This window comes from Vibrio sp. Hep-1b-8, assembly GCF_006124995.1.
Taxonomy (GTDB): domain Bacteria; phylum Pseudomonadota; class Gammaproteobacteria; order Enterobacterales; family Vibrionaceae; genus Vibrio.
The window spans coordinates 107,067-131,910 of the sequence record NZ_QEWN01000132.1 but is presented as its reverse complement, the minus strand read 5'-3'; the positions used below and the strand labels follow the sequence as shown (position 1 = coordinate 131,910).

General features: G+C 45.1%; 24 protein-coding genes. 20 read left to right on the top strand and 4 right to left on the bottom strand.

What is annotated here, in order from left to right:
• Nucleotides 1–29 precede the first annotated feature (29 nt).
• Nucleotides 30–1,502 (bottom strand): aminoacyl-histidine dipeptidase, encoded by a 1,473-nt coding sequence (locus DA100_RS18505; RefSeq protein ID WP_138973475.1) that lies wholly within the window; start codon nucleotides 1,500–1,502, stop codon nucleotides 30–32.
• Between the two features lie 1,018 nt (nucleotides 1,503–2,520).
• Between DA100_RS18505 and DA100_RS18500 the strand changes: the two genes are divergently transcribed.
• The 14 genes from DA100_RS18500 to pgpA all read left to right on the top strand — a co-directional run bounded on the left by DA100_RS18500 (nucleotide 2,521) and on the right by pgpA (nucleotide 15,105).
• Nucleotides 2,521–3,810 (top strand): NCS2 family permease, encoded by a 1,290-nt coding sequence (locus DA100_RS18500; protein ID WP_138973474.1) that lies wholly within the window; start codon nucleotides 2,521–2,523, stop codon nucleotides 3,808–3,810.
• Between the two features lie 240 nt (nucleotides 3,811–4,050).
• A complete protein-coding gene (tet(34), locus tag DA100_RS18495) occupies nucleotides 4,051–4,515 on the top strand; it encodes an oxytetracycline resistance phosphoribosyltransferase domain-containing protein Tet(34) (protein ID WP_138973473.1) in 465 nt (154 codons plus the stop codon).
• Between the two features lie 99 nt (nucleotides 4,516–4,614).
• A complete protein-coding gene (gene frsA / locus DA100_RS18490) occupies nucleotides 4,615–5,862 on the top strand; it encodes an esterase FrsA (protein WP_138973472.1) in 1,248 nt (415 codons plus the stop codon).
• Between the two features lie 103 nt (nucleotides 5,863–5,965).
• On the top strand, nucleotides 5,966–6,355 hold the full coding sequence (gene crl / locus DA100_RS18485; RefSeq protein ID WP_138973471.1) for a sigma factor-binding protein Crl: 390 nt from the start codon (nucleotides 5,966–5,968) through the stop codon (nucleotides 6,353–6,355).
• A gap of 168 nt (nucleotides 6,356–6,523) precedes the next feature.
• A complete protein-coding gene (gene proB, locus DA100_RS18480) occupies nucleotides 6,524–7,657 on the top strand; it encodes a glutamate 5-kinase (protein ID WP_138973470.1) in 1,134 nt (377 codons plus the stop codon).
• A 10-nt stretch (nucleotides 7,658–7,667) separates the two neighbouring features.
• Entirely contained in the window at nucleotides 7,668–8,918 is a 1,251-nt protein-coding gene (locus DA100_RS18475) for a glutamate-5-semialdehyde dehydrogenase (RefSeq protein ID WP_138973469.1), read from the top strand.
• Between the two features lie 104 nt (nucleotides 8,919–9,022).
• On the top strand, nucleotides 9,023–9,472 hold the full coding sequence (gene nrdR, locus DA100_RS18470) for a transcriptional regulator NrdR (protein WP_138973468.1): 450 nt from the start codon (nucleotides 9,023–9,025) through the stop codon (nucleotides 9,470–9,472).
• 12 nt (nucleotides 9,473–9,484) lie between these two features.
• Nucleotides 9,485–10,591, top strand: coding sequence for a bifunctional diaminohydroxyphosphoribosylaminopyrimidine deaminase/5-amino-6-(5-phosphoribosylamino)uracil reductase RibD (gene ribD / locus DA100_RS18465; protein WP_138973467.1), 1,107 nt, complete (start codon nucleotides 9,485–9,487; stop codon nucleotides 10,589–10,591).
• Between the two features lie 2 nt (nucleotides 10,592–10,593).
• Nucleotides 10,594–11,247, top strand: coding sequence for a riboflavin synthase (locus DA100_RS18460; RefSeq protein WP_138973466.1), 654 nt, complete (start codon nucleotides 10,594–10,596; stop codon nucleotides 11,245–11,247).
• 59 nt (nucleotides 11,248–11,306) lie between these two features.
• Complete coding sequence (gene ribBA / locus DA100_RS18455) at nucleotides 11,307–12,416, top strand: bifunctional 3,4-dihydroxy-2-butanone-4-phosphate synthase/GTP cyclohydrolase II (RefSeq protein ID WP_138973465.1); 1,110 nt, start codon at nucleotides 11,307–11,309, stop codon at nucleotides 12,414–12,416.
• Nucleotides 12,417–12,604: 188 nt separating this feature from the next.
• Nucleotides 12,605–13,075: a 6,7-dimethyl-8-ribityllumazine synthase gene (gene ribE, locus DA100_RS18450; protein WP_078534915.1), complete on the top strand. Its 471-nt coding sequence runs from the start codon at nucleotides 12,605–12,607 to the stop codon at nucleotides 13,073–13,075.
• Nucleotides 13,075–13,542, top strand: coding sequence for a transcription antitermination factor NusB (gene nusB / locus DA100_RS18445; RefSeq protein WP_138973464.1), 468 nt, complete (start codon nucleotides 13,075–13,077; stop codon nucleotides 13,540–13,542). Before ribE ends, nusB begins: the two co-directional genes overlap by 1 nt.
• A gap of 77 nt (nucleotides 13,543–13,619) precedes the next feature.
• On the top strand, nucleotides 13,620–14,585 hold the full coding sequence (gene thiL, locus DA100_RS18440) for a thiamine-phosphate kinase (RefSeq protein WP_138973463.1): 966 nt from the start codon (nucleotides 13,620–13,622) through the stop codon (nucleotides 14,583–14,585).
• A gap of 13 nt (nucleotides 14,586–14,598) precedes the next feature.
• Entirely contained in the window at nucleotides 14,599–15,105 is a 507-nt protein-coding gene (gene pgpA, locus DA100_RS18435; RefSeq protein ID WP_138973462.1) for a phosphatidylglycerophosphatase A, read from the top strand.
• Between the two features lie 221 nt (nucleotides 15,106–15,326).
• Here the strand turns inward: pgpA and DA100_RS18430 are convergent, their stop codons facing one another.
• The 3 genes from DA100_RS18430 to map form a co-directional block, all read right to left on the bottom strand.
• Nucleotides 15,327–15,710 (bottom strand): DUF3461 family protein, encoded by a 384-nt coding sequence (locus tag DA100_RS18430; protein ID WP_138973461.1) that lies wholly within the window; start codon nucleotides 15,708–15,710, stop codon nucleotides 15,327–15,329.
• Nucleotides 15,711–15,849: 139 nt separating this feature from the next.
• Entirely contained in the window at nucleotides 15,850–18,471 is a 2,622-nt protein-coding gene (glnD, locus tag DA100_RS18425) for a bifunctional uridylyltransferase/uridylyl-removing protein GlnD (RefSeq protein WP_138973460.1), read from the bottom strand.
• A 102-nt stretch (nucleotides 18,472–18,573) separates the two neighbouring features.
• Complete coding sequence (gene map / locus DA100_RS18420) at nucleotides 18,574–19,452, bottom strand: type I methionyl aminopeptidase (protein ID WP_138973459.1); 879 nt, start codon at nucleotides 19,450–19,452, stop codon at nucleotides 18,574–18,576.
• Between the two features lie 348 nt (nucleotides 19,453–19,800).
• Here map and rpsB point away from each other — a divergent pair, with 348 nt between their 5' ends.
• The 6 genes from rpsB to DA100_RS18390 all read left to right on the top strand — a co-directional run bounded on the left by rpsB (nucleotide 19,801) and on the right by DA100_RS18390 (nucleotide 24,820).
• Nucleotides 19,801–20,529, top strand: coding sequence for a 30S ribosomal protein S2 (gene rpsB / locus DA100_RS18415; protein ID WP_053440062.1), 729 nt, complete (start codon nucleotides 19,801–19,803; stop codon nucleotides 20,527–20,529).
• Between the two features lie 131 nt (nucleotides 20,530–20,660).
• Complete coding sequence (tsf, locus tag DA100_RS18410) at nucleotides 20,661–21,503, top strand: translation elongation factor Ts (protein ID WP_138973458.1); 843 nt, start codon at nucleotides 20,661–20,663, stop codon at nucleotides 21,501–21,503.
• A gap of 225 nt (nucleotides 21,504–21,728) precedes the next feature.
• On the top strand, nucleotides 21,729–22,460 hold the full coding sequence (gene pyrH, locus DA100_RS18405) for a UMP kinase (protein ID WP_138973457.1): 732 nt from the start codon (nucleotides 21,729–21,731) through the stop codon (nucleotides 22,458–22,460).
• Nucleotides 22,461–22,557: 97 nt separating this feature from the next.
• Nucleotides 22,558–23,115, top strand: a complete 558-nt coding sequence (gene frr, locus DA100_RS18400; protein WP_138973456.1) for a ribosome recycling factor — start codon at nucleotides 22,558–22,560, stop codon at nucleotides 23,113–23,115.
• 95 nt (nucleotides 23,116–23,210) lie between these two features.
• On the top strand, nucleotides 23,211–23,966 hold the full coding sequence (locus DA100_RS18395) for an isoprenyl transferase (protein WP_138973455.1): 756 nt from the start codon (nucleotides 23,211–23,213) through the stop codon (nucleotides 23,964–23,966).
• 11 nt (nucleotides 23,967–23,977) lie between these two features.
• The gene (locus DA100_RS18390) at nucleotides 23,978–24,820 is read left to right on the top strand and encodes a phosphatidate cytidylyltransferase (protein ID WP_138973454.1); all 843 of its coding nucleotides are present in this window, start codon (nucleotides 23,978–23,980) and stop codon (nucleotides 24,818–24,820) included.
• Nucleotides 24,821–24,844 lie beyond the last annotated feature (24 nt).

The following is a 24,844-nucleotide window of genomic DNA, read 5'->3' as shown; positions in this document are numbered from 1 at the left end:
CAAACTCGGCTTCTTTGATCTTATACATATTATGCTTTTTCTGGAATTGCTTCTAATAGCGCAACCATTTGATCCCAGAATAGGGCTACAGTATCAATCTTCACTTTCTCATCAGGTGAGTGAGGGAACTTGATGGTCGGGCCGAAAGAAACCATATCCATATTTGGGTAAGGTTCTTTAAATAGACCACACTCAAGACCTGCGTGGATTACCATGATGTTTGGCTTGTGGCCGTAGATGCCTTCATACATATCACGGAAGATCGCCATGATTTCTGAATCTGCGTCTGGCTTCCAACCTGGGTAAGCACCAGAGAATTCAATCTGTGCACCTGCTAGCTCTGCAACAGAAGCAAGCATGCCTTCTACTTGCTGACGACCAGAGTCAATCAGTGAGCGTACTAGACATAGTACTTGAATTTGGTTTTCTTGTGTTGTGATAACACCAACGTTAAGAGAAGTCTCAACCACACCTTCAATTTCATCGCTCATACGAATCACGCCATTTGGACATGCGTTTAGCGCAGCAATAAAGCGTTGTTGGTCCGAAACGATTAAAACCTGTGCGTCTGTTTCGATAGTTTCATTGAAAGAAACAATGTCAGTTTCCACTTTACCTAGCTCTGTTTTAAGCAGGTTAGTGTAGAACTCAAACAGCTCTGCAAGTTTCGCTTCGTTTTCAGCAGGAACCGCTACCGTTACGAATGCTTCGCGAGGAATCGCATTACGTAGGCTACCACCGCGGAATTCAACTAGACGAAGGTCAAGCTCTTGTGCGTGGCCCGCTAGGAAACGTGCAACGAGTTTGTTTGCGTTACCACGGCCGGTGTGAATATCACAGCCAGAGTGACCGCCTTTTAAGCCTTTTAAGATTAGCTGACGAGTCACATAACCTGCAGGGATTGCTTCACGTTTGATGTCAAAAGTCATTTCGCCATCAATGCCGCCAGCACAGCCCATGTAGACTTCGCCTTCTTGCTCTGAGTCAGTATTAAGCAGGATATCGCCTTCTAACCAACCCGCTTCAAGACCAAATGCGCCAGTCATGCCTGCTTCTTCATCGATAGTGAGTAGCACTTCGATTGGACCATGCTTGATCTCAGTCGATGCCAGTACTGCTAGACAAGAAGCCATACCCATACCGTTGTCAGCACCTAGGGTAGTACCTTTAGCAGTAACCCACTCACCATCAATGTATGGCTGGATAGGATCTTTAGTGAAGTCATGATCCGTGTCTTCGTTCTTTTGCGGCACCATATCAATGTGCGCTTGTAGAACAACACCCTTTTTGTTTTCCATACCCGGTGTTGCCGGCTTTTTAATGAAAACGTTGCCTGTTGGATCGCGGCGAACTGGTAGGCCTTGCTCAGTAGCCCATTTCACAATGTACTGTGCTAGCGCTTCTTCATGCTTAGAAGGGTGAGGGATAGAACAGATCTTATCGAAAAACTGCCATAGCGGAGCAGGTGATAAGTTGCTGATTTCAGAATGGAATTCAGACACGGATGACTCCTTAAAAAGAATAATGCCAGATTTTGTTGTGCGGCGCGGTTGTGCTAGCAGAACAAAAAGCTAAATCTGACCTATTAAATAGAGGCACAGAATATCACTCCCAGAGTCGCGGGTGTAGTGAAACCGCAGCTGAATTATCTTGTGGCTATCACAGAATACGGAATTGTTTCGACTACGCTATGTGGCTAGATTCGTATAAAATGTAGGAAAATAAAACAACAAGCTGATAATTCTGTAATTTAATTACGGAATTATAATGATCTTTATCAGGTTTTAAATTTTTTGTGACTTTAATCACTTTAATGCTTGTAATTAAATTTCCTTGAGGTATATTTGTAACCAACTTCCCAAGCGAAGAAAGAAATGCTCAAAGGATGAGTCCGATTTGTCGCCTCCAAGGAACCGAGAAATCAATATTTGTAATCTGTTTCAATTGATTTAGAAGGTGATAGTTATGAAAGGTTTACCAAGTGCAGCGTTCTGGCTAAACAGCTCTGTTTACACAGGCAGCTTTACTTACCCAACAAGCTTCGGTTACTAACCCTAAGCTTGTCACTCTCGAACAGTTTGTTCACCCCTATTATTGGAATTCTTTACGGCTCCTATATAGCTGACATGATTCAACCGCCACTCAATCTGAGTGGCGTTTTTTTTATCTATCCTTTTCCTCTACTCGATATATTTCTTGATTTAGGTGTATCGAGCCATCTACCTAGTTATTATGCATTTGGGTGTGTATTTGTTTGCTTTTCGCGCGAGTTTCCTAAGAAGAGTTTTCCGTTAGAGTAAAAAAGTGCCTTTTGAAAACTCTCTACTCAATGATGTTTATTGACTGAAATAAAACAAGAAAACACGCTTGCCTCTCATTGTTGTTTGTTTGAAATGTCGTTTTACAGTTAGAAATATTGATTAGAGTCATAATTCTATCTGGAATTTACTATTTGATGACTTTATAATTCGAGCCAATCGATTACGCAACCGTTTACTTTTACCCTTTTAGGATTCGATCATGTTCGAAAAACTGTTCAAGCTCAGTGAAAACGGCACCAACGTTAAAACTGAGATCATCGCTGGTATTACTACTTTCCTGACGATGGCTTACATCATTTTTGTCAACCCAGCAATGCTTGCAGATGCAGGTATGGACAAAGGTGCTGTGTTCGTAGCAACCTGTCTTGCAGCTGCGATCGGCTGTTTCATCATGGGCTTTGTCGCTAACTACCCAATCGCACTAGCTCCGGGTATGGGTCTAAATGCGTTCTTCACTTATGGTGTTGTTCTTGGCATGGGGCACTCATGGCAAGTAGCGCTAGGAGCGGTTTTCGTATCGGGTATTATCTTTATGGCATTAAGCGTATTTAAGGTACGTGAGTGGATCATTAACTCGATCCCAATGTCTTTAAGAACGGGTATTTCGGCAGGTATTGGTCTTTTCCTTGCGTTTATCGGCCTACAAAACTCAGGTATTGTTGTTGATAACCCAGCGACTTTGGTTAGCCTTGGTGACATTACTGGTCTGCAACAAGCGCTTGCCGCACTTGGTTTCTTCTTAACGATTGCACTAGTTTACCGTGGCGTACGTGGCGCGGTAATGATTGCTATCCTAGTGATCACAGCTATTGGCCTACTCATGGGGGATGTTCAGTGGGGGGGCGTTATGTCTACACCACCAAGCATTGCTCCAACGCTAATGCAGATGAACATCGCTGATGTATTTGAAGTTGGCATGATCTCGGTTGTATTTGCTTTCCTATTTGTTGACCTATTTGACACAGCGGGCACGCTAGTTGGTGTGGCAACAAAAGCGGACCTAATCAAAGAAGATGGTAAGCTTCCTCGCTTAAGTAAAGCGCTGCTTGCTGACTCAACAGCAACTTCAGTAGGTGCGATGCTAGGTACTTCAAGCACAACCTCTTACGTTGAATCAACAGCAGGTGTTGCGGCCGGTGGCCGTACAGGTCTTACTGCTGTGGTTGTTGGTGTGTTGTTCCTACTGGCGTTATTCTTCTCACCATTGGCTGGTATGATCCCTGCCTACGCAACGGCTGGAGCTCTGTTCTACGTTGCGATTCTAATGATGTCAGGTTTAGTAAGCGTTGACTGGCGTGACCTCACAGAAGCGGCTCCGGTTGTTGTGACCTGTCTTCTTATGCCACTGACTTATTCCATTGCTGAAGGTATTGCTCTTGGCTTTATCTCTTACGCAGCGATCAAACTGCTAAGTGGCAAAGGTCGTGATGTTTCTATGAGTGTTTGGGTTCTTGCTGCGGTATTCATTATTAAATACCTAGTAGCTTAAGCGCTAACTCAGTGATTTAGTTCGCTAGTTAACCTCAAATACGCTATTTTTCGCCATAACAGTTGCTCTGTTATGGCGATTATTTTTGTAGTAGAGACAAATTCCCCATTGGTATTGTATGTCGCATCCGTTAAAATAATCGTTTGCGTAGCTTTTCCCCCAGATATGTCTGGTGCAATCGTCCTGAGATTCTTGACGTGTTGCTGGGATGCAGATTTTAAAAATTATTAGGTTATTACAATGAGTAAAAAATTCATCATCACTTGGGACCAAATGCACACGTTCTGTCGCGAACTTGCTGAAAAACAGATGCCAGCAGAGCAGTGGAAAGGAATTTGGGCTGTGAGCCGTGGTGGTCTTGTTCCTGGTGCAATCCTAGCTCGTGAGCTGGGTATTCGTCATGTTGATACTATCTGTATTTCTAGCTACGACCATGATCACCAGCGTGATATGACGGTTGTTAAAGCACCTCAAGGCGATGGTGAAGGCTTCCTTATTGTTGAAGATCTTGTCGATAGCGGTGACACGGCACGTAAACTGCGTGAAATGTACCCAAAAGCCAAACTGATCGCAGTATGTGCTAAGCCAGCGGGTGTTGAACTGCTGGATGACTACGTTGTCGATATTGCTCAAGACACATGGATTGAGCAACCTTGGGATATGTCAATTCAGTACGTAGAGCCAATCAACCGTAAGCAAAAGTAGTCGCTAGATTGATATCTCGGCAAATAATTGATGGATGACCCTTTATTGGGTCATTTTTTTTATTACTATTTAGAAAATGATTTTAATTAGGTTGTACTAATGTCCGAGGAAGTCAGTAAGAACCTCTCAGAAACCTTATTCGCTAACCATAAGCAAGCGAAAGAGACTTCTGCGTTGACCCAATACATGCCAACAAGCGAGAAGCTTCTTGAAGAGAAACAGTTGGAAGATGGTTACAAGTGGTACCGAAACTTGCGCAGAATGCAGTGGGCGTGGCAGGGATTAGATCCTATCGAAATAGAATCTGTCCTCGCTAAAATTGCGGCTTCAAAACATTCTCGTACTCATGATGAGTGGCTCGACACTGTGATGGGATATCACAGTGGTAACTGGACATACGAGTGGACGAAATTGGGGATGCTACACCAGAAGCGTTCGGCCGAGCTAAAGGGTGAAATGGCGGCGGATGAGCTATTTAATGCATCGCTCTGTTTTAGTATCGCTGGCTACCCACATTTGAAAAATGACCGCCTTGCGACTCAAGCGCAGGTACTGGCAAGTAACGCTTATACTGAAGCCACTAAAAAGACCGGCTTTATCGTTAAGCGGATTGAAGTGCCATATCAGAAGAAGAGTATCGTTGCTCATCTCCATCTGACCAGTACGGAAAAGCCTCAGCCTGTAGTGATGGTCAGTGCTGGCTTAGATAGCCTACAAACAGATTTGTGGAGTTTGTTCCGCGATCATTTGGCGAAGAAAAACATCGCTATGCTCACTGTCGATATGCCTTCGATTGGACACAACATCCATTGGAACCTGACAGAGGACACGTCGTGTTTGCATCAGGCAGTGCTGAATGAGTTGTACAGTATTCCGTGGGTCGATCATCATAGAGTTGGTCTGATTGGTTTTCGATTTGGCGGCAATGCGATGGTGCGTTTGTCATTTATGGAGCAAGATAAAATCAAAGCGTGCGTATCATTAGGAGCACCTATTCACGATGTCTTGTCTTCGCCAGCCAAGTTAAAGCAGATGCCCAAAATGTATTTAGATGTCTTGGCATCGCGTCTGGGCAAAAGTGTGGTGGATATTAATAGTCTCGCAGGTCAGTTGATGGCATGGTCTCTTAAGGTTCAGGGGATTTTGTCTAGCCGTAAAACTCGTGTACCGATTCTCGCCATGAGTTTAGAGAATGATCCAGTCTCACCCTATAGTGACAATCAGTTAGTGGCACTTTTTAGTGATTACGGTAAAGCTAAGAAAATTAGTGCTAAAACAATTACACAAGGCTATGAGCAATCCCTCGATTTAGCGATAAAGTGGTTGGAAGACGAGCTAATTAGATGACATTTCAGCTAATTTAGACAACACTTAATCATATCGACTACCCAGACTTTTAAGTCCTTTCTAGTAGGCGATTATAATAAGTCAATGAATATGGAGATTCATTATGTCTGAACCGACGAAAAGTCCAACGCACTACCGCTTGTTATCAACCCTAAGAGCTATTGGTCCTTATCTACGAGAATCACAGAGCACGGATGGCATGTATATCTTTGATTGCTTGTCTGTGTGTGTAAACGACAAAAAATCTCCTGAACAAAGGGAGTTTTGGGGCTGGTGGTTAGAGCTCGAGAAAAACGGCGATCTATTTGAAGCTCGCTATCGAACTGGATTGTACGATGTGGCAGGTGAGTGGAAGGAGAAAGCATTACCGAAAAAAACGGTCGAAGATGTGACGCGCACTCAGGAGGCCTTCCATCAGAAACTGATAGAAACACTGGGTAAGGAGTTCGAAATACCAGTGGCAATGCATAAAGAGTCGGTAGAGTTCGTCTAATTTTCGTTGCTTATTATTGCTGTTCATCAAAAAGGCGCTTTTTAGCGCCTTTTCTGCTTGTGAATTTGCCATTTGATTGCTAAAACATCAGGTCTAATCGATCTTGTTAGCCCATCTTCTTGCGCTAGGGTCGTGACGGTTTTTTATTTATTTCATAGTAGAAAGGCAATGAATCAAGAAAGCGGAAAAGCATCACAGTCTCAGACCGTGGTGGTTAAATTAGGTACAAGTGTTTTAACTGGTGGCACTCTGGCTTTGGACCGAGCTCATATGGTTGAGTTGGTTCGTCAATGTGCAGAACTGAAAAAGCAAGGCCACTCTGTCGTGATGGTCTCGTCTGGCGCGATTGCAGCAGGACGCGAACACCTAGGATACCCCGCACTGCCCAACTCAATGGCAAGTAAGCAGCTACTAGCGGCTGTTGGACAAAGTCAGTTAATTCAGACTTGGGAGTCATTGTTCGCTATTTATGGACTAAAAATCGGACAAATGCTGTTAACACGTGCCGATCTTGAAGACCGTGAGCGCTTCTTAAATGCGCGTGACACCATCAATGCGTTAGTTGAAAACGATATTATTCCTGTTGTTAACGAAAACGATGCGGTAGCGACGAGCGAAATCAAAGTAGGCGACAACGATAACTTGTCTGCTTTAGTCGGTATTTTGTGTGGCGCAGATAAGCTGCTGCTACTGACTGACCAAAAAGGCTTATTTACTGCTGATCCTCGCAAAGACCCAAATGCAGAGCTGATTAAAGAAGTTAAGACCATTGACGATACACTGCGCAAAATTGCTGGTGGTAGTGGTACCACGCTAGGTACTGGTGGTATGGCAACTAAGTTGCAAGCGGCAGATATTGCACGTCGCGCAGGTATTGAGGTGATCATTGCCGCGGGTAGCGCGCCAAATGTGGTGTTTGATTCACTTGGTGATAACCCACAAGGCACACGTTTCTTACCGTGTGAAGAAGCATTAGAAAACCGTAAGCGTTGGATTCTAGCAGGACCAGCCGCGTCAGGTGATATTGTGATTGATGATGGTGCCGTTAACGCTGTGGTCGGTAAGGGCAGTAGCCTGCTTGCTAAAGGCTTAACTAAAGTGAGCGGCGAGTTCGCTCGCGGTGACGTTGTACGCGTGACTGACACACAAGGTAAGTTGGTTGCACGTGGTATCGCCAGTTACTCAAGCCAAGACATGGCAAAAATTGTCGGCAAGCACAGTAAAGATATTATTGGAATTTTAGGTTATGACTACGGCAGTGAAGTATTGCACCGTGACGATATGGTCGTAATCCAAGAATAAGGAAAGAAAAGTGGAACTGATTTCTATGGGTATCGCTGCTAAAGAAGCGGCTTTCCAACTGGCAACAGCATCAACAGCACAAAAAAACCAAGCATTGGCGATTATTGCCGATGAGCTTGAAGCAAACGCTGAAGATATCTTAGCGGCGAATGCGAAAGATATCGAACAAGGCCGCGAAGCTGGTCTAACCGAGGCACTGCTTGATCGACTATTGCTAAACCCAGAGCGCCTTACTGGGATTGCTAACGATGTACGTAACGTGATTAGCCTAAACGATCCTGTAGGTAGCGAACTAGACAGTAAAGTACTAGAAAATGGAATGTCGCTATCACGCCGTCGTGTACCACTTGGTGTGGTTGGTGTGATTTATGAAGCTCGCCCTAACGTAACGATCGATATCGCTGCTCTTTGTCTAAAGACAGGTAACGCAAGCATCCTACGTGGCGGTAAAGAGACATTCTTCTCTAACATGGAACTGGTTAAAGTGATTCAGTCTGCGCTGGCAAAAGCGGGTCTGCCTGCGGCATCAGTCCAGTACATTGAAAAGCCAGATCGTGAACTTGTCTCACAACTGCTTAAGCTTGATGATTATGTTGATATGATCATTCCACGTGGTGGTGCTGGCTTGCACAAGATGTGTAAAGAAAACAGCACTATCCCTGTGATTATTGGTGGTTTTGGTATCAGCCATATTTTTGTGGATGAGAGCGCTGATTTGGTGAAGTCTCTGGATGTGGTAGAAAACGCTAAAGTTCAACGTCCTTCCGCCTGTAATGCACTTGATACTCTGTTAGTACATGAGAAAGTGGCGGCCGAATTCTTGCCAATGCTGATCGAGCGAATCAACGACCAAGTTACCTTTGTTGTCGAAGCAAGTGCGAAGCCTTTTATGAGTGCAGCCAAACAGCAGCGCGATGCGGTAGAGGGTGACTTTGATACTGAATGGCTGAGCTACACTCTGGGTGTTAAGGTAGTGGCGGATGTTAAAGAAGCGATTAACCACATGCGTGTGCACAATGCTAGCCACTCAGATGCCATCATGACCAACAGTCTTGTTAACTCGGAGTTGTTTATAAACTCTGCTGGTTCGGCTGCGGTTTATGTGAATGCCTCTACGCGTTTCACTGACGGTGCTCAGTTTGGTCTGGGTGCGGAAGTTGCGGTATCAACCCAAAAACTTCACGCTCGTGGTCCAATGGGTCTAGAAGAGCTAACCAGTTATAAATGGGTTGGTAAGGCGAACTACTTGCCGCGCAGTTAACAAATATCGGTTAACATTGGTTGAAAAAGGGGCTAACGGGCCCCTTTTGCTTTTATTAAGATTACTTAATCCGCTAAACTGTCTGTCACTTATATGGAGGTGATATGCATTGTCCTTTTTGCTCTGAGAATGATACTAAAGTGATCGATTCTCGCTTGGTTGCTGATGGCCATCAGGTTCGTCGCCGTAGGCAGTGTCTTGCGTGTAATGAACGTTTCACAACTTTCGAAACCGCTGAACTGGTGATGCCTCGTGTGATTAAATCTAACGGGAATCGTGAACCATTTAATGAAGACAAAATGGTGGGTGGTCTTCAGCGGGCATTAGAAAAACGCCCCGTAAGTGCCGACGCAGTCGATGTTGCGATTAGTATGATTAAGTCACAACTTCGCGCAACAGGTGAACGCGAAGTACCTAGTGAAATGATAGGTAACTTGGTGATGGATCAACTCAAAGAGCTAGATAAGGTTGCGTACATTCGCTTTGCTTCTGTTTACCGTAGCTTCGAAGACATTCGAGAATTTGGTGAAGAGATTGCAAGGTTAGAAGATTAAGGCCGTTTCTCTATGACTACCTTTACTCGGCAAGATTTTATCATGATGTCCCGCGCTATTGAGTTAGCAAAAGGGGGCATCTATACCACGGCTCCAAATCCCAATGTAGGCTGTGTTATCACCCTTGATGGTGAAGTCGTGGGCGAAGGCTTTCACTTGCGCGCTGGTGAACCCCACGCTGAAGTACACGCCCTTCGAATGGCAGGTGAAAAGTCAGTGGGTGCCACTGCATACGTGACGTTAGAGCCTTGCTCTCATTACGGCAGAACTCCACCATGTGCAGAGGGGCTGATCAAGGCCAAAGTGGCTAAAGTCATTTGCGCGATGCAAGACCCCAACCCCCAAGTCGCAGGGCGCGGGATTAAAATGCTGCGCGATGCGGGCATAGAAGTTGAAGTCGGCCTGCTGGAACAAGATGCGATCAATCTAAATCCGGCATTTATCAAACGAATGAAAAGCGGAATGCCGTTTGTTCAATTAAAAATGGCCGCTAGCTTAGATGGTCAGACAGCCTTGTCTAATGGCCAAAGTCAGTGGATCACATCTGCGCAAGCGCGTCAGGACGTACAAAACTACCGCGCACAAAGCGGCGCGATACTCTCAACCAGTAAAACCGTTATTGAAGACAATGCTTCATTGAATGTACGTTGGGAAGAATTACCTATTTCAGTACAGACGAAGTACCCACATCAGCAATTGCGCCAGCCAGTTAGAGTTATTCTCGATAGACAAAGCCAACTGACACCAGATTTAAAGTTATTTCATACTGAAGGGGAGCGTTTAATTGTTTCACCACAAGGTGATGTGCAGCCAACGCTAAACTCAAATCAGCAAGTGGATTTAGCCGCGACATTTTCTCAATTGGCGACTGCTCATAACATTAACCATCTCTGGGTCGAAGCTGGAGCGACATTAGCGTCTAGTCTTATTCAGCAAAATCTAGTTGATGAGCTGGTGCTCTATCTGGCTCCTAAGATTATGGGAAGTGATGGTCGAGGATTGCTCGGCGCACTTGGGCTGGCGTCAATGGCCGATGTTATTGATCTTAATTTTAAAGATATCAGACTAGTTGGTCGCGATGTACGCATCGTTGCCACAATTGAAAAGAAAGAATCCTAATCATGTTTACAGGTATTGTAGAAGCAGTCGGTACCTTGACTGCAATCACGCCAAAGGGCGAAGACATTAGTGTGACGGTTGATGTTGGCAAGCTTGATATGAGTGATGTCAAGCTTGGCGATAGTATTGCCACCAATGGTGTCTGCTTAACGGTCGTCGCCTTTACTTCCACCAGTTATACCGCAGATTTGTCACTAGAAACCCTTGATAAAACAGGATTTACTGATTACCAAGCGGGTGACAAAGTTAACTTAGAAAAGGCGATGTTACCAACGACCCGGTTTGGCGGGCACATTGTCTCTGGGCATGTTGATGGAGTCGGCCAAATCGTTGAAAGAAATATGATAGGGCGTGCGATTGAATTCTGGGTATCAATGCCAGAGGAGCTGTCGAAATACGTTGCGGAAAAAGGTTCGATTACGGTTGATGGTATCAGCTTGACAGTGAACGCTCTACGCAAGAACGCGTTCAAACTCACCATAGTTCCGCATACGGGCGAAGAGACGACAATTGCCGACTTCCATGTGGGTCGAAAAGTGAACCTCGAAGTTGATGTACTTGCTCGCTATATGGAACGTTTACTGACCAGTCGAGAAGAGCAACAAACACAATCCAGCATCACCATGGAATTTTTACAGCAAAATGGATTTGCCTAGGTTAGGCAATGGTCTGACCGATTTAATTAGCCGCTAGAAGCCAAGATAGGAATATAAAGATGCCAATTAGTACGCCACAAGAAATTATTGATGATATTCGTTTAGGTAAAATGGTTATCCTGATGGATGACGAAGATCGTGAGAATGAAGGCGATTTAATCATGGCTGCTGAGCATGTGACTCCAGAAGCGATTAACTTCATGGCGACTCACGGTCGTGGCTTGATCTGCTTAACCATGACTAAAGCGCGTTGTGAGCGTCTTGGTTTGCCTCCTATGGTTCAAGACAACAATGCTCAATACACCACCAACTTTACGGTTTCAATCGAAGCTGCGGAAGGCGTAACGACGGGTATTTCTGCCGCAGACCGCGCGCGTACAGTTCAGGCGGCAGTTGCGAAAGATGCCAAAGCCGCAGATCTTGTTCAGCCAGGCCACATCTTTCCTTTAGCGGCGCAAGAAGGCGGAGTTTTAACACGTGCCGGGCATACAGAAGCAGGTTGTGATTTAGCTCGTCTTGCTGGGCTAGAGCCAGCGGGTGTGATTGTCGAGATTCTCAATGACGATGGCACTATGGCACGCCGTCCTGACTTGGAGGTTTTTGCTGAAAAGCATGGCCTTAAACTGGGTACGATTGCGGATCTGATTGAATACCGCAATAACACGGAAACGACCATTGAGCGTGTCGCTGAATGTCAATTGCCTACCGAGTTTGGTGAATTTAACTTAGTGACTTACCGTGACACCATAGACAACCAAATCCACTATGCACTTTGCAAAGGTGAGTTAACCGCAGGTGCACCGTTAGTCCGTGTTCATTTGCAAGATACTTTTACTGACTTACTGCATAGCGATAGAAATGCTGAGCGCAGTTGGACGCTTGATGCGGCCATGAAACGTATCGGTGAACAGGGCGGTGTTTTGGTTATTCTTGGTAACGAGGAGTCAACGGAACTGTTGATCCATCGCGTTAAAATGTTCGAAGCACAGGACAAAGGTCAAGCACCAACATTAGCGAAAAAACAAGGTACCTCTCGCCGCGTGGGGGTGGGATCGCAGATTCTTGCGGATCTTGGCGTACATGATATGCGTCTATTGTCATCAACCAACAAAAAGTACCATGCGCTTGGCGGTTTTGGCTTGAACGTCGTTGAATATGTATGTGAGTAATCTTGGTCACTGACCTTGTTCTACCTGCTCAATCAGGCCTTGTAGTTAGTGCAAGGCCTAAAACTTGTACTAGCCAAATGCTTTAGCTGCTGGGTACGAGTTCTGTTAAATTTCTATTAGATATTGCTCACAGATTTGTGCTAGAATCCGGCGATTCTCACTTGATGAACATAGTTAAAGGAAGGCTTATGAAAGTGATCGAGGGTGGCTTCCCAGCGCCAAACGCAAAAATTGCTATCGTTATTTCTCGTTTCAACAGTTTTATTAACGAAAGTCTATTGTCTGGTGCAATCGATACTTTAAAGCGTCACGGTCAAGTAAGCGAAGATAATATCACTATCGTTCGCTGTCCTGGTGCAGTAGAGCTTCCACTTGTTGCTCAGCGCGTAGCTAAAACCGGTAAGTACGATGCGATTGTATCACTAGGTACAGTAATTCGCGGTGGTACACCACACTTTGACTATGTTTGTAGTGAATGTAACAAGGGGCTTGCGCAGGTGTCTCTGGAATACAGTCTTCCAGTCGCATTTGGTGTATTGACTGTTGATACAATTGACCAAGCAATTGAGCGCGCAGGAACCAAGGCTGGTAATAAAGGTGCAGAGGCTGCACTAAGCGCACTTGAGATGATTAACGTTCTTTCAGAAATCGATTCCTAATGGGGGCCAGTGTGAAACCAGCCGCACGTCGTAATGCACGTCGATTCGCTCTACAAGCGATCTACTCTTGGCAAATTACTAAAGAAAATGTTGCTACGATTGAGGAGCAGTTTTTGTCAGGTGGCAAGTATGATGAAGAAGAACATCATGCATCAGAACCTGCACTATCTACTCCGGATACAGATGTCGCATACTTCCGTGACCTACTAACAGGTGTTGTGCTAAGTCACACAGAGCTAGATAGTAAGATTCGTCCATACACTGCTCGTCCAATGCAAGATTTGGATATGATGGAGCTAGCGCTTCTTCGTTTAGCAATGTATGAAATGACACGTCGTGAAGACGTGCCTTACAAAGTGGTCATTAACGAAGCGATTGAACTTGCAAAAGTGTTCGCGGCAGAAGATAGCCACAAATTCGTTAATGGTGTGCTAGATAAAGCGGCACCTCATGTACGTAAGAAATAATCGGTTTTGATTATCTAAAGGTCAGCAAATGCTGACCTTTTTTATGTCCAAACATTCAATAATTTAACGGTCATAGTATGTCTGGTGAATTTAATCTGATTGAAAAATATTTTGTTAATCGTCAGAAGCAACGGAAAGACGTTGTGCTTGCCGCAGGTGACGATTGTGCATTGGTAAAAGTACCAGAGAACCTTTCTGTGGCGATCAGTACCGATACTTTAGTTGCAGGGACACACTTCCTGGCTGATGCAAACCCTAGCTGGGTTGCGCACAAGGCATTAGCGTCCAATATTAGTGATCTTGCAGCAATGGGGGCGACCCCGAGTTGGGTATCACTTGCGTTAACTATGCCGAGCCCAGATGAGTTATGGCTGGCGCCCTTCTGTGATGCTTTCTTTGAGTTGGCGGATTACTACGGAATCCAGTTAATTGGTGGTGATACCACTAAAGGGCCTTTAAGTATCACTTTAACCGTGCAGGGTTTAGTGGATGCAGATAAAGCATTACGTCGAGATGGTGCTCAGGTTGGAGATTGGGTCTACGTTACCGGGGTGCTCGGTGACAGCAAAGCAGGCTTAGATGTGATGCTTGATAACAGTTTGCGTCGTAAGCCTTTTGCCGAGCAACTGGAGCAGCGTCATTACCTAGCAACACCAAGAGTGCTGGTGGGGCAAGCACTACTCAATTTGGCTAGTTCCGCTATCGATATTTCTGACGGACTGATTTCTGATATCAAGCATATATTGAATCGCTCACACGTTGGGGTAAGCCTTGACGTAGCACAACTTCCTGTTTCTAATGAACTTACTCAGTTTGTAGGCAGTGCAGAGCTTGCTCTGCAATATGCGTTATCAAGTGGTGAAGAGTATGAACTGTGCTTTACCGTCCCTGAGCAGAACAAGGGATCGATTGAAAGTGCACTCGCACATTGTGGCGCTAAGGTAACATGTATCGGCCAGATTCGTCCTCAGGGAACCTTTGAACTGCACAGTAATGGGCAACCAATCGACTGGCACCTAAGCGGCTACGATCACTTTAAGTAAGATATAACCAGTTATGACAAATCCTCTTTCTCTCATCTCTTTAAAAAATCCATGGCACTTACTGGCAACGGGGTTCGGTAGTGGTTTGTCGCCACTTGTACCCGGAACCATGGGAACACTGGCAGCAATCCCGTTTTATCTGCTGTTAGTGCAATTGCCGTTACCGCTCTATATCATCGCTGTCGTTATCTCTTGCATCGTTGGTATTAAGATTTGTCAGGTAACGTCAGATGATATGGGGGTCCACGATCACGGCTCTATTGTTTGGGATGAGTTTGCTGGTTTTTGGATTACCATGCTGGTGGTGCCGCTATTTAATTTATCTGCATTTGACTGGAAATGGCTGCTGACAGGTTTTGTTCTGTTCCGATTCTTCGACATGGTAAAACCATGGCCTATTGGCTGGTTGGATAAGCGAGTACATGGCGGGTTAGGTATTATGCTGGATGATATTGTCGCTGGTGTGATGGCGGGTGTGGCACTTTATCTGGTTGGCAAATATGCGGGTTGGCTTGTTTAAAGATTCGAGACCGGGCTTCGCCCTACGAGAAATTAGAACGCTGCGCTTCGAGAACGGACTTCGTCCTACGAGAATTTAGAGCGGACTTCGTCCTTCGAGAGGAGTTTGTGATGAGTGAATCGAAATTTTCAGGCAGCGCTTGCTGATATTTAAGCTTAATTACCTGAATTTAAAAGAAAAGGGTTGACACTGTCTGTCAACCCTTCAAAAATTTCTCGCTTCTATTTCAGCTTCTCTAAATCCGCTTCGATCTCTGCAATCTTACTTGAGACCACTTTCTCTAAGTGGCGTAAGTCGGTAAGAATCTTCTGTTTTACGTCGACTTCATTGCTGCTAACCGGCTTGGTCAACTTATTCAGCTCATCAATAACTAGAGTCAAGTTGCGGTTTATTTCAGTCACTTCTTTGTATTGATGGCTTCCGCTATCAACCAAAACGTTTTTGACTTGTCGTGGGTATTTGAACTTGACGCTTTTCGCAAACAACTCACCTTTTTGTTTGTGAAAATAGATTTTTAACACATCCTTGTGCGCTTCTTGACGAAGGGAATAGCGCTCAATTTGTTTAGGATCGTGAATACCTAAACCAGTGAGGTGTGGATACATAGGCTACCTCTATTGTGTTGCAGTGACTATCCCTACTCAAAGCGAGTAGGGATTAAACAATTCACTATTAATGTAGCAGTCAATATTCGTGGTAGACAGCGCTTTTTTAACCAAGTTAATAACTTGTGGTCGAGATCGCTTACGGTGCCAGTTCAGCGATGTTTTTAATCAAGTTTTCGCGCAATTCTTGCTGTTCTTCCTCTGTTAATTTGCCACCATTTTGGCTAGTAATGATGAACAAGTCTTCGGCACGTTCGCCAATGGTTGTGATCTTCGCAGCGTGCAGATCAATCCCCAAATCGGCAAAGGTTGCTCCTACCGTTGCCAGTAATCCAGGAGTATCCAGAGCAACAAACTCGAGTAAGGTACGCTTTTTGCTCTTTGTCGGTAGGAAATTGACCGTCGTCTTCACCTGAAAATGTTGCAGGTTACGCGGAATCCGGCGTGTCTTGATTTTAGTTGGTCTTCCATCTTCAAGTACGTGTGCCAGATGTTTAATCACTGCTTTATGGCGGCTTTCGTCAATCACTTCACCATGCTGATCTAGAACCATAAAGGTATCGAGTACGTAACCATCCTTGCTGGTCATGACTTGCGCGTCATGAACGTTGAAGTTACGTCGGTCAAGTTCTGCGACCACAGTGGCGAAAAGCGCATGCTGGTCTTTACTATAGACAAACACTTCTGTACCACCGCGAGTGGCTTTTTTAGACATCAGGATCAGTGGCTTGGTATGGTCTTCATGGCGAAGTAAGTGCATACAGTGCCAAGCGATCTGTTTGTGTGTATGGCGTAAAAAATAATCTGCCTTAAAGCGCTGCCACAATACTTCAATTTCACGTGCGCTGAAGCCCTCTTTACGCAGTAGCGCTGAGGCGAGCTGTTGATTGTGGCGAATTCGCTCTCGAACATCGACCGGATTCTCTAAGCCGCGACGCAGTGCTCGCTGAGTCGAATAAAATAGCTCAGCGAGTAGGGTGCGTTTCCAACTGTTCCAAAGCTCTGGGTTAGTCGCACAGATATCTGCGACCGTTAGGCATACTAAGTATTCGAGGTACTCTTCATCTCGTACCTGCTTGGCGAACTCTGTAATGACTTCAGGATCGTAGATGTCACGGCGCTGAGCAGTCACTGACATCAGTAGATGGTTTCTAACTAACCAAGAAACTAGCTTTGCTTCAGGCTTAGATAAACCGTGTTCGATACAAAAATCGTACGCTTCACCTTCACCAATAACTGAGTGATCTCCCCCACGACCTTTGCCTATGTCATGGAAAATGGCCGCGATGATCAATAGCTCTTTTTTCTGAATTCTCGGATAGACTTCGCAGCAGATAGGGTGTTTATCGTGGTTTTTAGCATAGCTAAACGTGTTGATATGTTTGAGCAGTCGTACACTGTGCTCATCAACCGTATAGACATGAAACAGATCGAACTGCATTTGGCCAACAATCTGACTCCACTGAGGCAGGTAGGCCGCTAGAACGCCCAATTTGTGCATCAGGCTAAACGCTTTATGCAGTGCATTAGGGTGGCGGCAGAGATCCATGAATTTTTCACGTGCTTCAGGGATGGTATGTAGGAACTTATTTAGCCTTCTGCGCGCGGTTCTAAGCTGACGCAGTGTTGGCGGAGCCACACCTTCAATCGTTGAGTCGTTGGCGATGTGCAAAAACATATCCAAAATTGTCTCAGGCCTTGCTTGGAATAACGCAGGCTTACGAGCTTCGATCAAGTGACCGCGGCGTTGGAAATCGTCACTCAATATTTGCGGCTCAGCTTCGATGCCATTGTTGAGGATCGCCTGATCAAACAGCTTGAGTAACATTTTATTCAGTTCGGCCACACGGCGCAGCGTGCGATAGAACTCTTTCATCATCATTTCAACGCCACGATTGCCTTCACCACTATAGCCAAGGTTTTCGGCGACTTGGGCTTGATGAGCAAAAGTAAGCCGATTGTCATAGCGTTTTAGTTCAATGTGCAGGGCAAAACGCACTCGCCATAAAAAGTCCTGACACTCGACCAGTTCTCGGTACTCGGCATCGGTTAGAAATCCATAGCGACTCATTTCGAGTAGCGACGTTGCACCAAAGTGACGACGTGCGACCCAACTCAGAGTGTGTATATCACGTAAACCACCTGGCGTAGACTTAATATCCGGCTCTAGATTGTAAGTCGTATCGTGGTAGCGAGCATGTCGGTCGCGCTGCTCTTGAACCTTGGCCTTGTAGAAAATCTCACTTGGCCAAAATGATTCTGAATGAATCACCATTTTTAGCTGGTGAAAGGTATCTTCGCAACCACATAAAAGTCTTGCTTCCTGTAGGTTGGTGGCAACGGTCAAATCATCGCGGCCGATCTCCGCACACTCTTCAACCGAGCGAACCGCATGGCCGACTTCTAAACGTAAATCCCACAGCAGGGTAATGAACTCACTGACTTTCCCTGCCAGTGATTCTGGTAGTGCCTTTCTTGAGACAATCAAGATATCAATGTCTGACAATGGATGGAGTTCACCTCGTCCATAGCCACCGACCGCCACGAGACTGATGTTAGGTAAAGCACCAAAGCCAAAGTGAATCCACAAACGGTTGAGTAGCAGATCGATATATTCAGCTCGGCCTAGAACCAAATCGGTCACAGGGTGATGATTGAGAAATTCTTGCTTCTGATAGAGCGCGAATTTTTCTAACTGATTTTTGAGATCAGCAATTGAAAGTTGGTCTTTGTCGAACGTCAGTGGAGATTGAAAGGGCATACAGCAAATCCGTGCAGAAGGTCCATTAGGTACCAATCTATCAAAATGGAGCAGATAAAAAAATATCCCCGACTGAGCGGGGATATTTTCAAAGCGTTGTGATTAAGCGTTGTTCATTAGGCGAGGGATGGTGTCATCGCTACGCAGCGTTAACACTTCACAGCCGTTTTTCGTCACCAAGATGGTGTGTTCATACTGGGCTGACTTCTTACCATCACCAGTGTAAACCGTCCAATCATCTTCGGCATCAACAGTCACGCCAAACTTACCTTCGTTAATCATTGGTTCAATGGTAAAACACATGCCTTCTTTTAGTACTCGGCGGTCGTTATTTTTGTAGTGAACGATTTGAGGCTCTTCGTGGAACTCGTTACCAATACCGTGACCACAGAAATCTTTAACAATAGAGAACTTATTGCGTGGATTGTTCTTGTTGTTAGTTTTGATGTATTTCTCAATTGCCGTACCAATATCACCAACGGTTGCGCCTGGTTTCACTTGACGCATACCAATGTATAGCGCTTCTTGGGTGACCATACATAGACGTTTGTCAGCAGGAGATACTTCGCCGACAAAGAACATCTTCGATGTATCACCATGGTAACCCTCTGGGCGGACAGACAAATCAGCGTCAGCATCGTTAGGGATGATAACGGTAATATCAACGTTAATGATGTCGCCATTTTTGAGCACAGCAGGTTTCAGTTGCCCATTGCTGCCTACTTCGTCTGCTGAAGCTGGAATACCGTGACATACAATGTGGTTGATTGACGTACAGATTGATTTAGGGAACCCATGGTAATCAAGAGGTGCAGAATATGCGCCTTTTTCAATCCCGTAATCGTGACAGATTTGGTTTAGCTCATCTGTTGTCACACCTTCTTTGATGTGAGGTTCGATCATCTCTAGGATTTCAGCGGCCAACGCGCCCGCTAGTCGCATACGTTCGATTTCTTCAGCTGTTTTAATCTTGATTGACATCGGTTTTCTCTACTTTATTCAGTTGCGCTCGTTGGTGCGATTGGGCGCATTCTAACAGGAACACTACATAATGAGAATTATTCTTCACTTTTGATACGAGAGAAGGCGAGAGTGAAATCACTGCAATATGTTTTTTTACTAGCCAGAAGACATGAAAATATGGTATAAAGCGCGCCGGAATGTGGTCTGTTCTCTTCGGTTAAATTTGTTAACTGGCGAAACTGATTACTTCCAACTAACTTATATCTTTAAATCACACACATTCCGTCACATATTCCGGGGTGCTGGGCAGAAGCCTAGTCGGAGTTATGGGGGATGTGGAGGCCTAACCCCATAGAGGATTTTAAAATGGCAACTGTATCAATGCGCGATATGCTAAAAGCTGGTGTTCACTTCGGTCACCAGACTCGTTACTGGAACCCAAAAATGAAGCCATTCATCTTTGGTGCTCGTAACAAGGTTCATATCATCAACCTAGAAAAAACTGTACCAATGTTCAACGAAGCTCTAGCTGAACTAGCTAAAGTTGGCGAGAAGAAAGGTAAAGTTCTATTTGTTGGTACTAAGCGCGCTGCATCTGAAGCTGTTAAAGAAGCTGCAATCGCAAGCAACCAGTACTACGTAAACAACCGCTGGTTAGGCGGTATGCTTACAAACTACAAAACTGTTCGTCAGTCAATCAAACGTCTAAAAGATCTTGAAGCTCAAGCTCAAGACGGTACTTTTGACAAACTAACTAAGAAAGAAGCTCTAATGCGTACTCGTGAAATGGAGAAGCTAGAGAAATCTCTTGGTGGTATCAAAGATATGGGCGGCCTACCAGACGCTCTATTCGTAATCGACGCTGATCACGAACACATTGCGATTAAAGAAGCTAACAACCTAGGTATTCCAGTATACGCTGTAGTAGATACTAACTCTAACCCAGACGGCGTTGACTACATCATCCCAGGTAACGACGATGCGATCCGTGCGGTACAGCTATACCTAAACGCTGTTGCAACTTCAGTAACTGAAGGCCGTAACAAAGACGTAGCTGCAGCTGCTGAAAAAGACGGTTTCGTAGAAGCTGAATAATAGCGGCTCCTAGTCACACTTAGTCTATGTGCAACTTAGTTGTAGCATAAACTGAGTTATAGTTATCAGCAGGGGCCGAAAATGTAGGCCCCTGTTTTTTACCAAATCCAGAATCAACTGAGGAATTTAGAATGGCTGTTACTGCTGCTCTAGTTAAAGAACTGCGCGAACGTACTGGCGCAGGTATGATGGAATGTAAGAAAGCGCTTGTTGAAGCAAACGCTGACATCGAACTAGCAATCGAAAACATGCGTAAATCAGGCGCTGCAAAAGCTGCTAAAAAAGCAGGTAACGTAGCGGCTGAAGGCGCAATCATCATTAAAGAAGAAAACGGCGTTGCTGTTCTTCTTGAAGTTAACTGCCAAACTGACTTTGTTGCTAAAGATGGTAACTTCACAGCATTCGCTGACGAAGTTGCAGCTGAAGCTCTAGCTTCTAAAGCTTCTGTTGAAGAACTACAAGCTAAGTTCGAAGAAACTCGCGTTGCTCTAGTAGCTAAAATCGGTGAGAACATCAACATCCGTCGCGTTCAATACGTTGAAGGCGCTGCTCTAGCTTCTTACCGTCACGGCGAGAAGATCGGTGTAGTTGTTGCTGGTGAAGGTGACGCTGAAACTCTTAAGCACGTTGCAATGCACGTTGCTGCTTCTAAGCCAGAGTACGTTAACCCAGAAGACGTACCAGCTGACGTAGTTGCTAAAGAGAAAGAAGTTCAAGTTGAAATCGCTATGAACGAAGGCAAGCCTGCTGAGATCGCAGAGAAGATGGTTGTTGGCCGTATGAAGAAATTCACAGGCGAAATCTCTCTAACTGGTCAAGCGTTCATCATGGAGCCTAAGAAATCTGTAGGCGAAATGCTGAAAGAAAAAGGCGCTTCAGTTGCTACATTCGTTCGCCTAGAAGTAGGTGAAGGTATCGAGAAAGCTGAAGAAATGAGCTTCGCTGAAGAAGTAGCACTAGCTCAAAAAGGTTAATCCTTAGCGAATTGTGCAAATATTAGACCGTGGCCTTGGCTGCGGTCTTTTTACGATAACGGTAGTAAACGGTTAGCCGTGATGAATAGGGGAAACAACGCCTAGATGTTAGTGTCAAGTCCCTAGAGTGCCAAGGTCTTCTCTAGCGACTTAGAACGAATCACTAGGTTCTTTCCTCTATCCATGACTGTTAATCAATAACTCTCTTTTTGGAAGGTAAACTCCATGACAACGAACCCTAAACCAGCGTATCAACGTATTCTGTTAAAACTGAGTGGTGAAGCTCTTCAAGGCAATGAAGGTTTCGGCATCGATCCTGCGATCCTTGATCGTATGGCACAAGAAGTAAAAGAGCTGGTTGAACTTGGTGTTCAAGTGGGTGTGGTAATCGGTGGTGGTAACCTTTTCCGTGGCGCAGGTCTAGCTGAAGCGGGTATGAACCGAGTTGTGGGCGACCACATGGGTATGCTTGCAACAGTAATGAATGGTCTAGCAATGCGCGATGCACTGCACCGTGCTTACGTGAATGCTCGCGTAATGTCAGCAATTCCTTTGAAAGGTGTGTGTGACGACTATAACTGGGCTGATGCTATCCGCGAACTTCGCCAAGGCCGCGTGGTTATTTTCTCAGCAGGTACTGGTAACCCATTCTTCACGACGGATTCTGCTGCTTGTTTGCGCGGTATTGAAATTGAAGCGGACGTAGTTCTAAAAGCGACAAAAGTGGATGGCGTATTTAGTGCTGACCCTGTAGCAAACCCAGACGCAGAACTGTATGATAAGCTCTCATTCAATGCTGTTCTTGATAAAGAACTGAAAGTGATGGACTTGGCAGCGTTCACGTTAGCTCGTGACCACAAAATGCCAATTCGCGTATTCAACATGAATAAGCCAGGCGCACTACGTCGCGTGGTTATGGGTGAAGCAGAAGGCACGCTAATCAGCGACGCAGAGTAATTCCAATCGCCGCAGCAGATTTAATGCTGCGGTATTGCCTTTTGAAGACTCCCGATTAGGCTTTCTTCGAGAAAGATTTACACATTAAGGTGATATTGTGATTAACGAAATCAAACAAGACGCTCAAGAGCGCATGGAAAAAAGCGTTGAAGCGCTAAAGAACAACCTTTCTAAAGTTCGCACAGGTCGTGCGCACCCAAGCCTATTATCTGGTATCTCGGTCGAGTACTACGGCGCATCAACACCTCTTAACCAAGTAGCGAACGTTATTGCAGAAGATGCTCGTACGCTAGCAATCACGGTATTTGATAAAGAGCTGACTCAAAAAGTTGAGAAAGCAATCATGATGTCTGATTTGGGTTTAAACCCAATGTCTGCGGGTACTATCATTCGCGTTCCACTTCCACCGCTAACAGAAGAGCGTCGTAAAGACCTTGTTAAGATCGTTCGTGGTGAAGCTGAAGGTGGTCGTGTTGCGATCCGTAACATCCGTCGTGATGCAAACGGTGAGCTAAAAGCACTACTTAAAGACAAAGAAATCTCTGAAGATGAAGATCGTAAAGGTCAGGAAGAGATTCAAAAACTTACTGATGCAGCAGTTAAACTTGTTGACGAAGTGCTAGCGGCAAAAGAAAAAGAGTTGATGGAAGTCTAATTCTCCATAAACTTAACGCATAATTGGCGCTGTGCTCGCAGCACAGCGTTTTTTTATGCTACTCTTTGTCCCTGCCGATTATCTACCAACGTCTTATGCATAATTCACAACTCTCCCCTGATTTACTTCCAAAACATATCGCAATCATTATGGATGGCAATGGCCGTTGGGCAAAGGCACAAGGTAAACCTCGTGTGTTTGGCCATAAAAATGGTGTTGCAGCGGTACGAAAAGCCATTGCGACTTCGGCAAAGCTCGGAATCAAGGCTATTACTCTTTTTGCGTTTAGCAGTGAAAACTGGAGAAGGCCAGAAGAAGAAGTTGGCGTCTTGATGGAACTGTTCATTACAGTGCTTTCAACGGAAGTGAAAAAACTGCATAAGAACAACTTACGTCTACGAGTGATTGGTGAAACCTCTCGTTTCAATGACCGCTTGCAAAAGAAAATCGCTCAAGCTGAAGCAATGACTGCCTCAAATACAGGAATGGTCATTAACATTGCAGCGAATTATGGCGGTAAGTGGGATATTATGCAGGCAACAAAAGCAATTTCAGCTAAGGTTGCCGCCGGTGAACTAACGTGTGATGAGATTAGCGAAGAGCTGATCACTCAACACTTAACCATGGCAGATTTACCTGAAGTTGATTTAATGATTCGGACCAGCGGTGAATGTAGGATCAGTAATTTCATGCTTTGGCAGATGGCCTACGCAGAAATGTACTTTACACCGATATACTGGCCCGAGTTTGATGAAAACAGCTTGATCGAAGCAGTGACTTGGTTTGTCAATCGTGAGCGACGTTTTGGTTGCACTGGCGAACAGATCAAGGCATTGATGGAAAGCGAATAAAGGACCTAAGTTTGAAACAAAGAATTATAACTGCGCTTATCCTTGCTCCTTTAGTGATTTTGGGGATTTTTGAACTCTCGCTGCCACTGTTTACACTAGCCATTGCTGCTGTAATGTTGATTGGCTATTGGGAGTGGACTCAGTTTGTAGAACCGAAATCTCGTTGGATGGCACTTATTCCTGCAGTACTAGTTAGTGCGCTAAGTATGGCCTTTATTCCGTTTGATGCCATCAGTCTCAACCAAGTTGTAGAGCCGCACTATATGGTATTAGCAGTGGGCTGTGTTTGGTGGATTGTCTCAAGCTTATTAGCGATTACCTATCCCAAGTCTTCGGCGTTGTGGCAAAACTCAACATTACTCCGACACGCATTTGGTATTCTCACACTATTACCTTTCTTCTGGAGCGTGTTACTGCTGCGCGCTGAAGGCATTGATAGTGATGCGTACCACGGTGCCAAGCTTGTGTTGTATGTATGTTTGATCGTATGGGCTGCCGATAGCGGTGCCTATTTTGCCGGCAAGAGCTTGGGCAAACGCAAGATGGCTCCCCATGTGAGTCCGAATAAAACCATTGAAGGTCTGATCGGCGGTATTATCACTGCTGTGGTTATTGGCTGGTTAGCAGCTGATTGGTTCGATATAGAATTTTCCAGTCCACTGGTCATGATTGCAATTACTTTAGTGACGGTAGTGATTTCTGTATTAGGTGACCTAGTCGAAAGCATGTTTAAGCGCGTATCAGGTATAAAGGATAGTAGTAATATTATCCCAGGCCATGGCGGTGTGTTAGATCGCATCGATAGCTTAACAGCGGCATTCCCTGTTTTTGCATTTCTTTACTTCATTTTCTAGGCGAGCTTCGGCTTGCCTAAGTCA

Coding starts and splice junctions, on each gene's coding strand:
- DA100_RS18500 (WP_138973474.1), top strand. CDS start 2,521: ATGTTCGAAAAACTGTTCAAGCTCAGTGAAAACGGCACCAACGTTAAA.
- frsA (WP_138973472.1), top strand. CDS start 4,615: ATGTCCGAGGAAGTCAGTAAGAACCTCTCAGAAACCTTATTCGCTAAC.
- crl (WP_138973471.1), top strand. CDS start 5,966: ATGTCTGAACCGACGAAAAGTCCAACGCACTACCGCTTGTTATCAACC.
- proB (WP_138973470.1), top strand. CDS start 6,524: ATGAATCAAGAAAGCGGAAAAGCATCACAGTCTCAGACCGTGGTGGTT.
- nrdR (WP_138973468.1), top strand. CDS start 9,023: ATGCATTGTCCTTTTTGCTCTGAGAATGATACTAAAGTGATCGATTCT.
- ribD (WP_138973467.1), top strand. CDS start 9,485: ATGACTACCTTTACTCGGCAAGATTTTATCATGATGTCCCGCGCTATT.
- DA100_RS18460 (WP_138973466.1), top strand. CDS start 10,594: ATGTTTACAGGTATTGTAGAAGCAGTCGGTACCTTGACTGCAATCACG.
- ribBA (WP_138973465.1), top strand. CDS start 11,307: ATGCCAATTAGTACGCCACAAGAAATTATTGATGATATTCGTTTAGGT.
- ribE (WP_078534915.1), top strand. CDS start 12,605: ATGAAAGTGATCGAGGGTGGCTTCCCAGCGCCAAACGCAAAAATTGCT.
- nusB (WP_138973464.1), top strand. CDS start 13,075: ATGGGGGCCAGTGTGAAACCAGCCGCACGTCGTAATGCACGTCGATTC.
- thiL (WP_138973463.1), top strand. CDS start 13,620: ATGTCTGGTGAATTTAATCTGATTGAAAAATATTTTGTTAATCGTCAG.
- pgpA (WP_138973462.1), top strand. CDS start 14,599: ATGACAAATCCTCTTTCTCTCATCTCTTTAAAAAATCCATGGCACTTA.
- DA100_RS18430 (WP_138973461.1), bottom strand. CDS start 15,710: ATGTATCCACACCTCACTGGTTTAGGTATTCACGATCCTAAACAAATT.
- glnD (WP_138973460.1), bottom strand. CDS start 18,471: ATGCCCTTTCAATCTCCACTGACGTTCGACAAAGACCAACTTTCAATT.
- map (WP_138973459.1), bottom strand. CDS start 19,452: ATGTCAATCAAGATTAAAACAGCTGAAGAAATCGAACGTATGCGACTA.
- rpsB (WP_053440062.1), top strand. CDS start 19,801: ATGGCAACTGTATCAATGCGCGATATGCTAAAAGCTGGTGTTCACTTC.
- tsf (WP_138973458.1), top strand. CDS start 20,661: ATGGCTGTTACTGCTGCTCTAGTTAAAGAACTGCGCGAACGTACTGGC.
- pyrH (WP_138973457.1), top strand. CDS start 21,729: ATGACAACGAACCCTAAACCAGCGTATCAACGTATTCTGTTAAAACTG.
- DA100_RS18395 (WP_138973455.1), top strand. CDS start 23,211: ATGCATAATTCACAACTCTCCCCTGATTTACTTCCAAAACATATCGCA.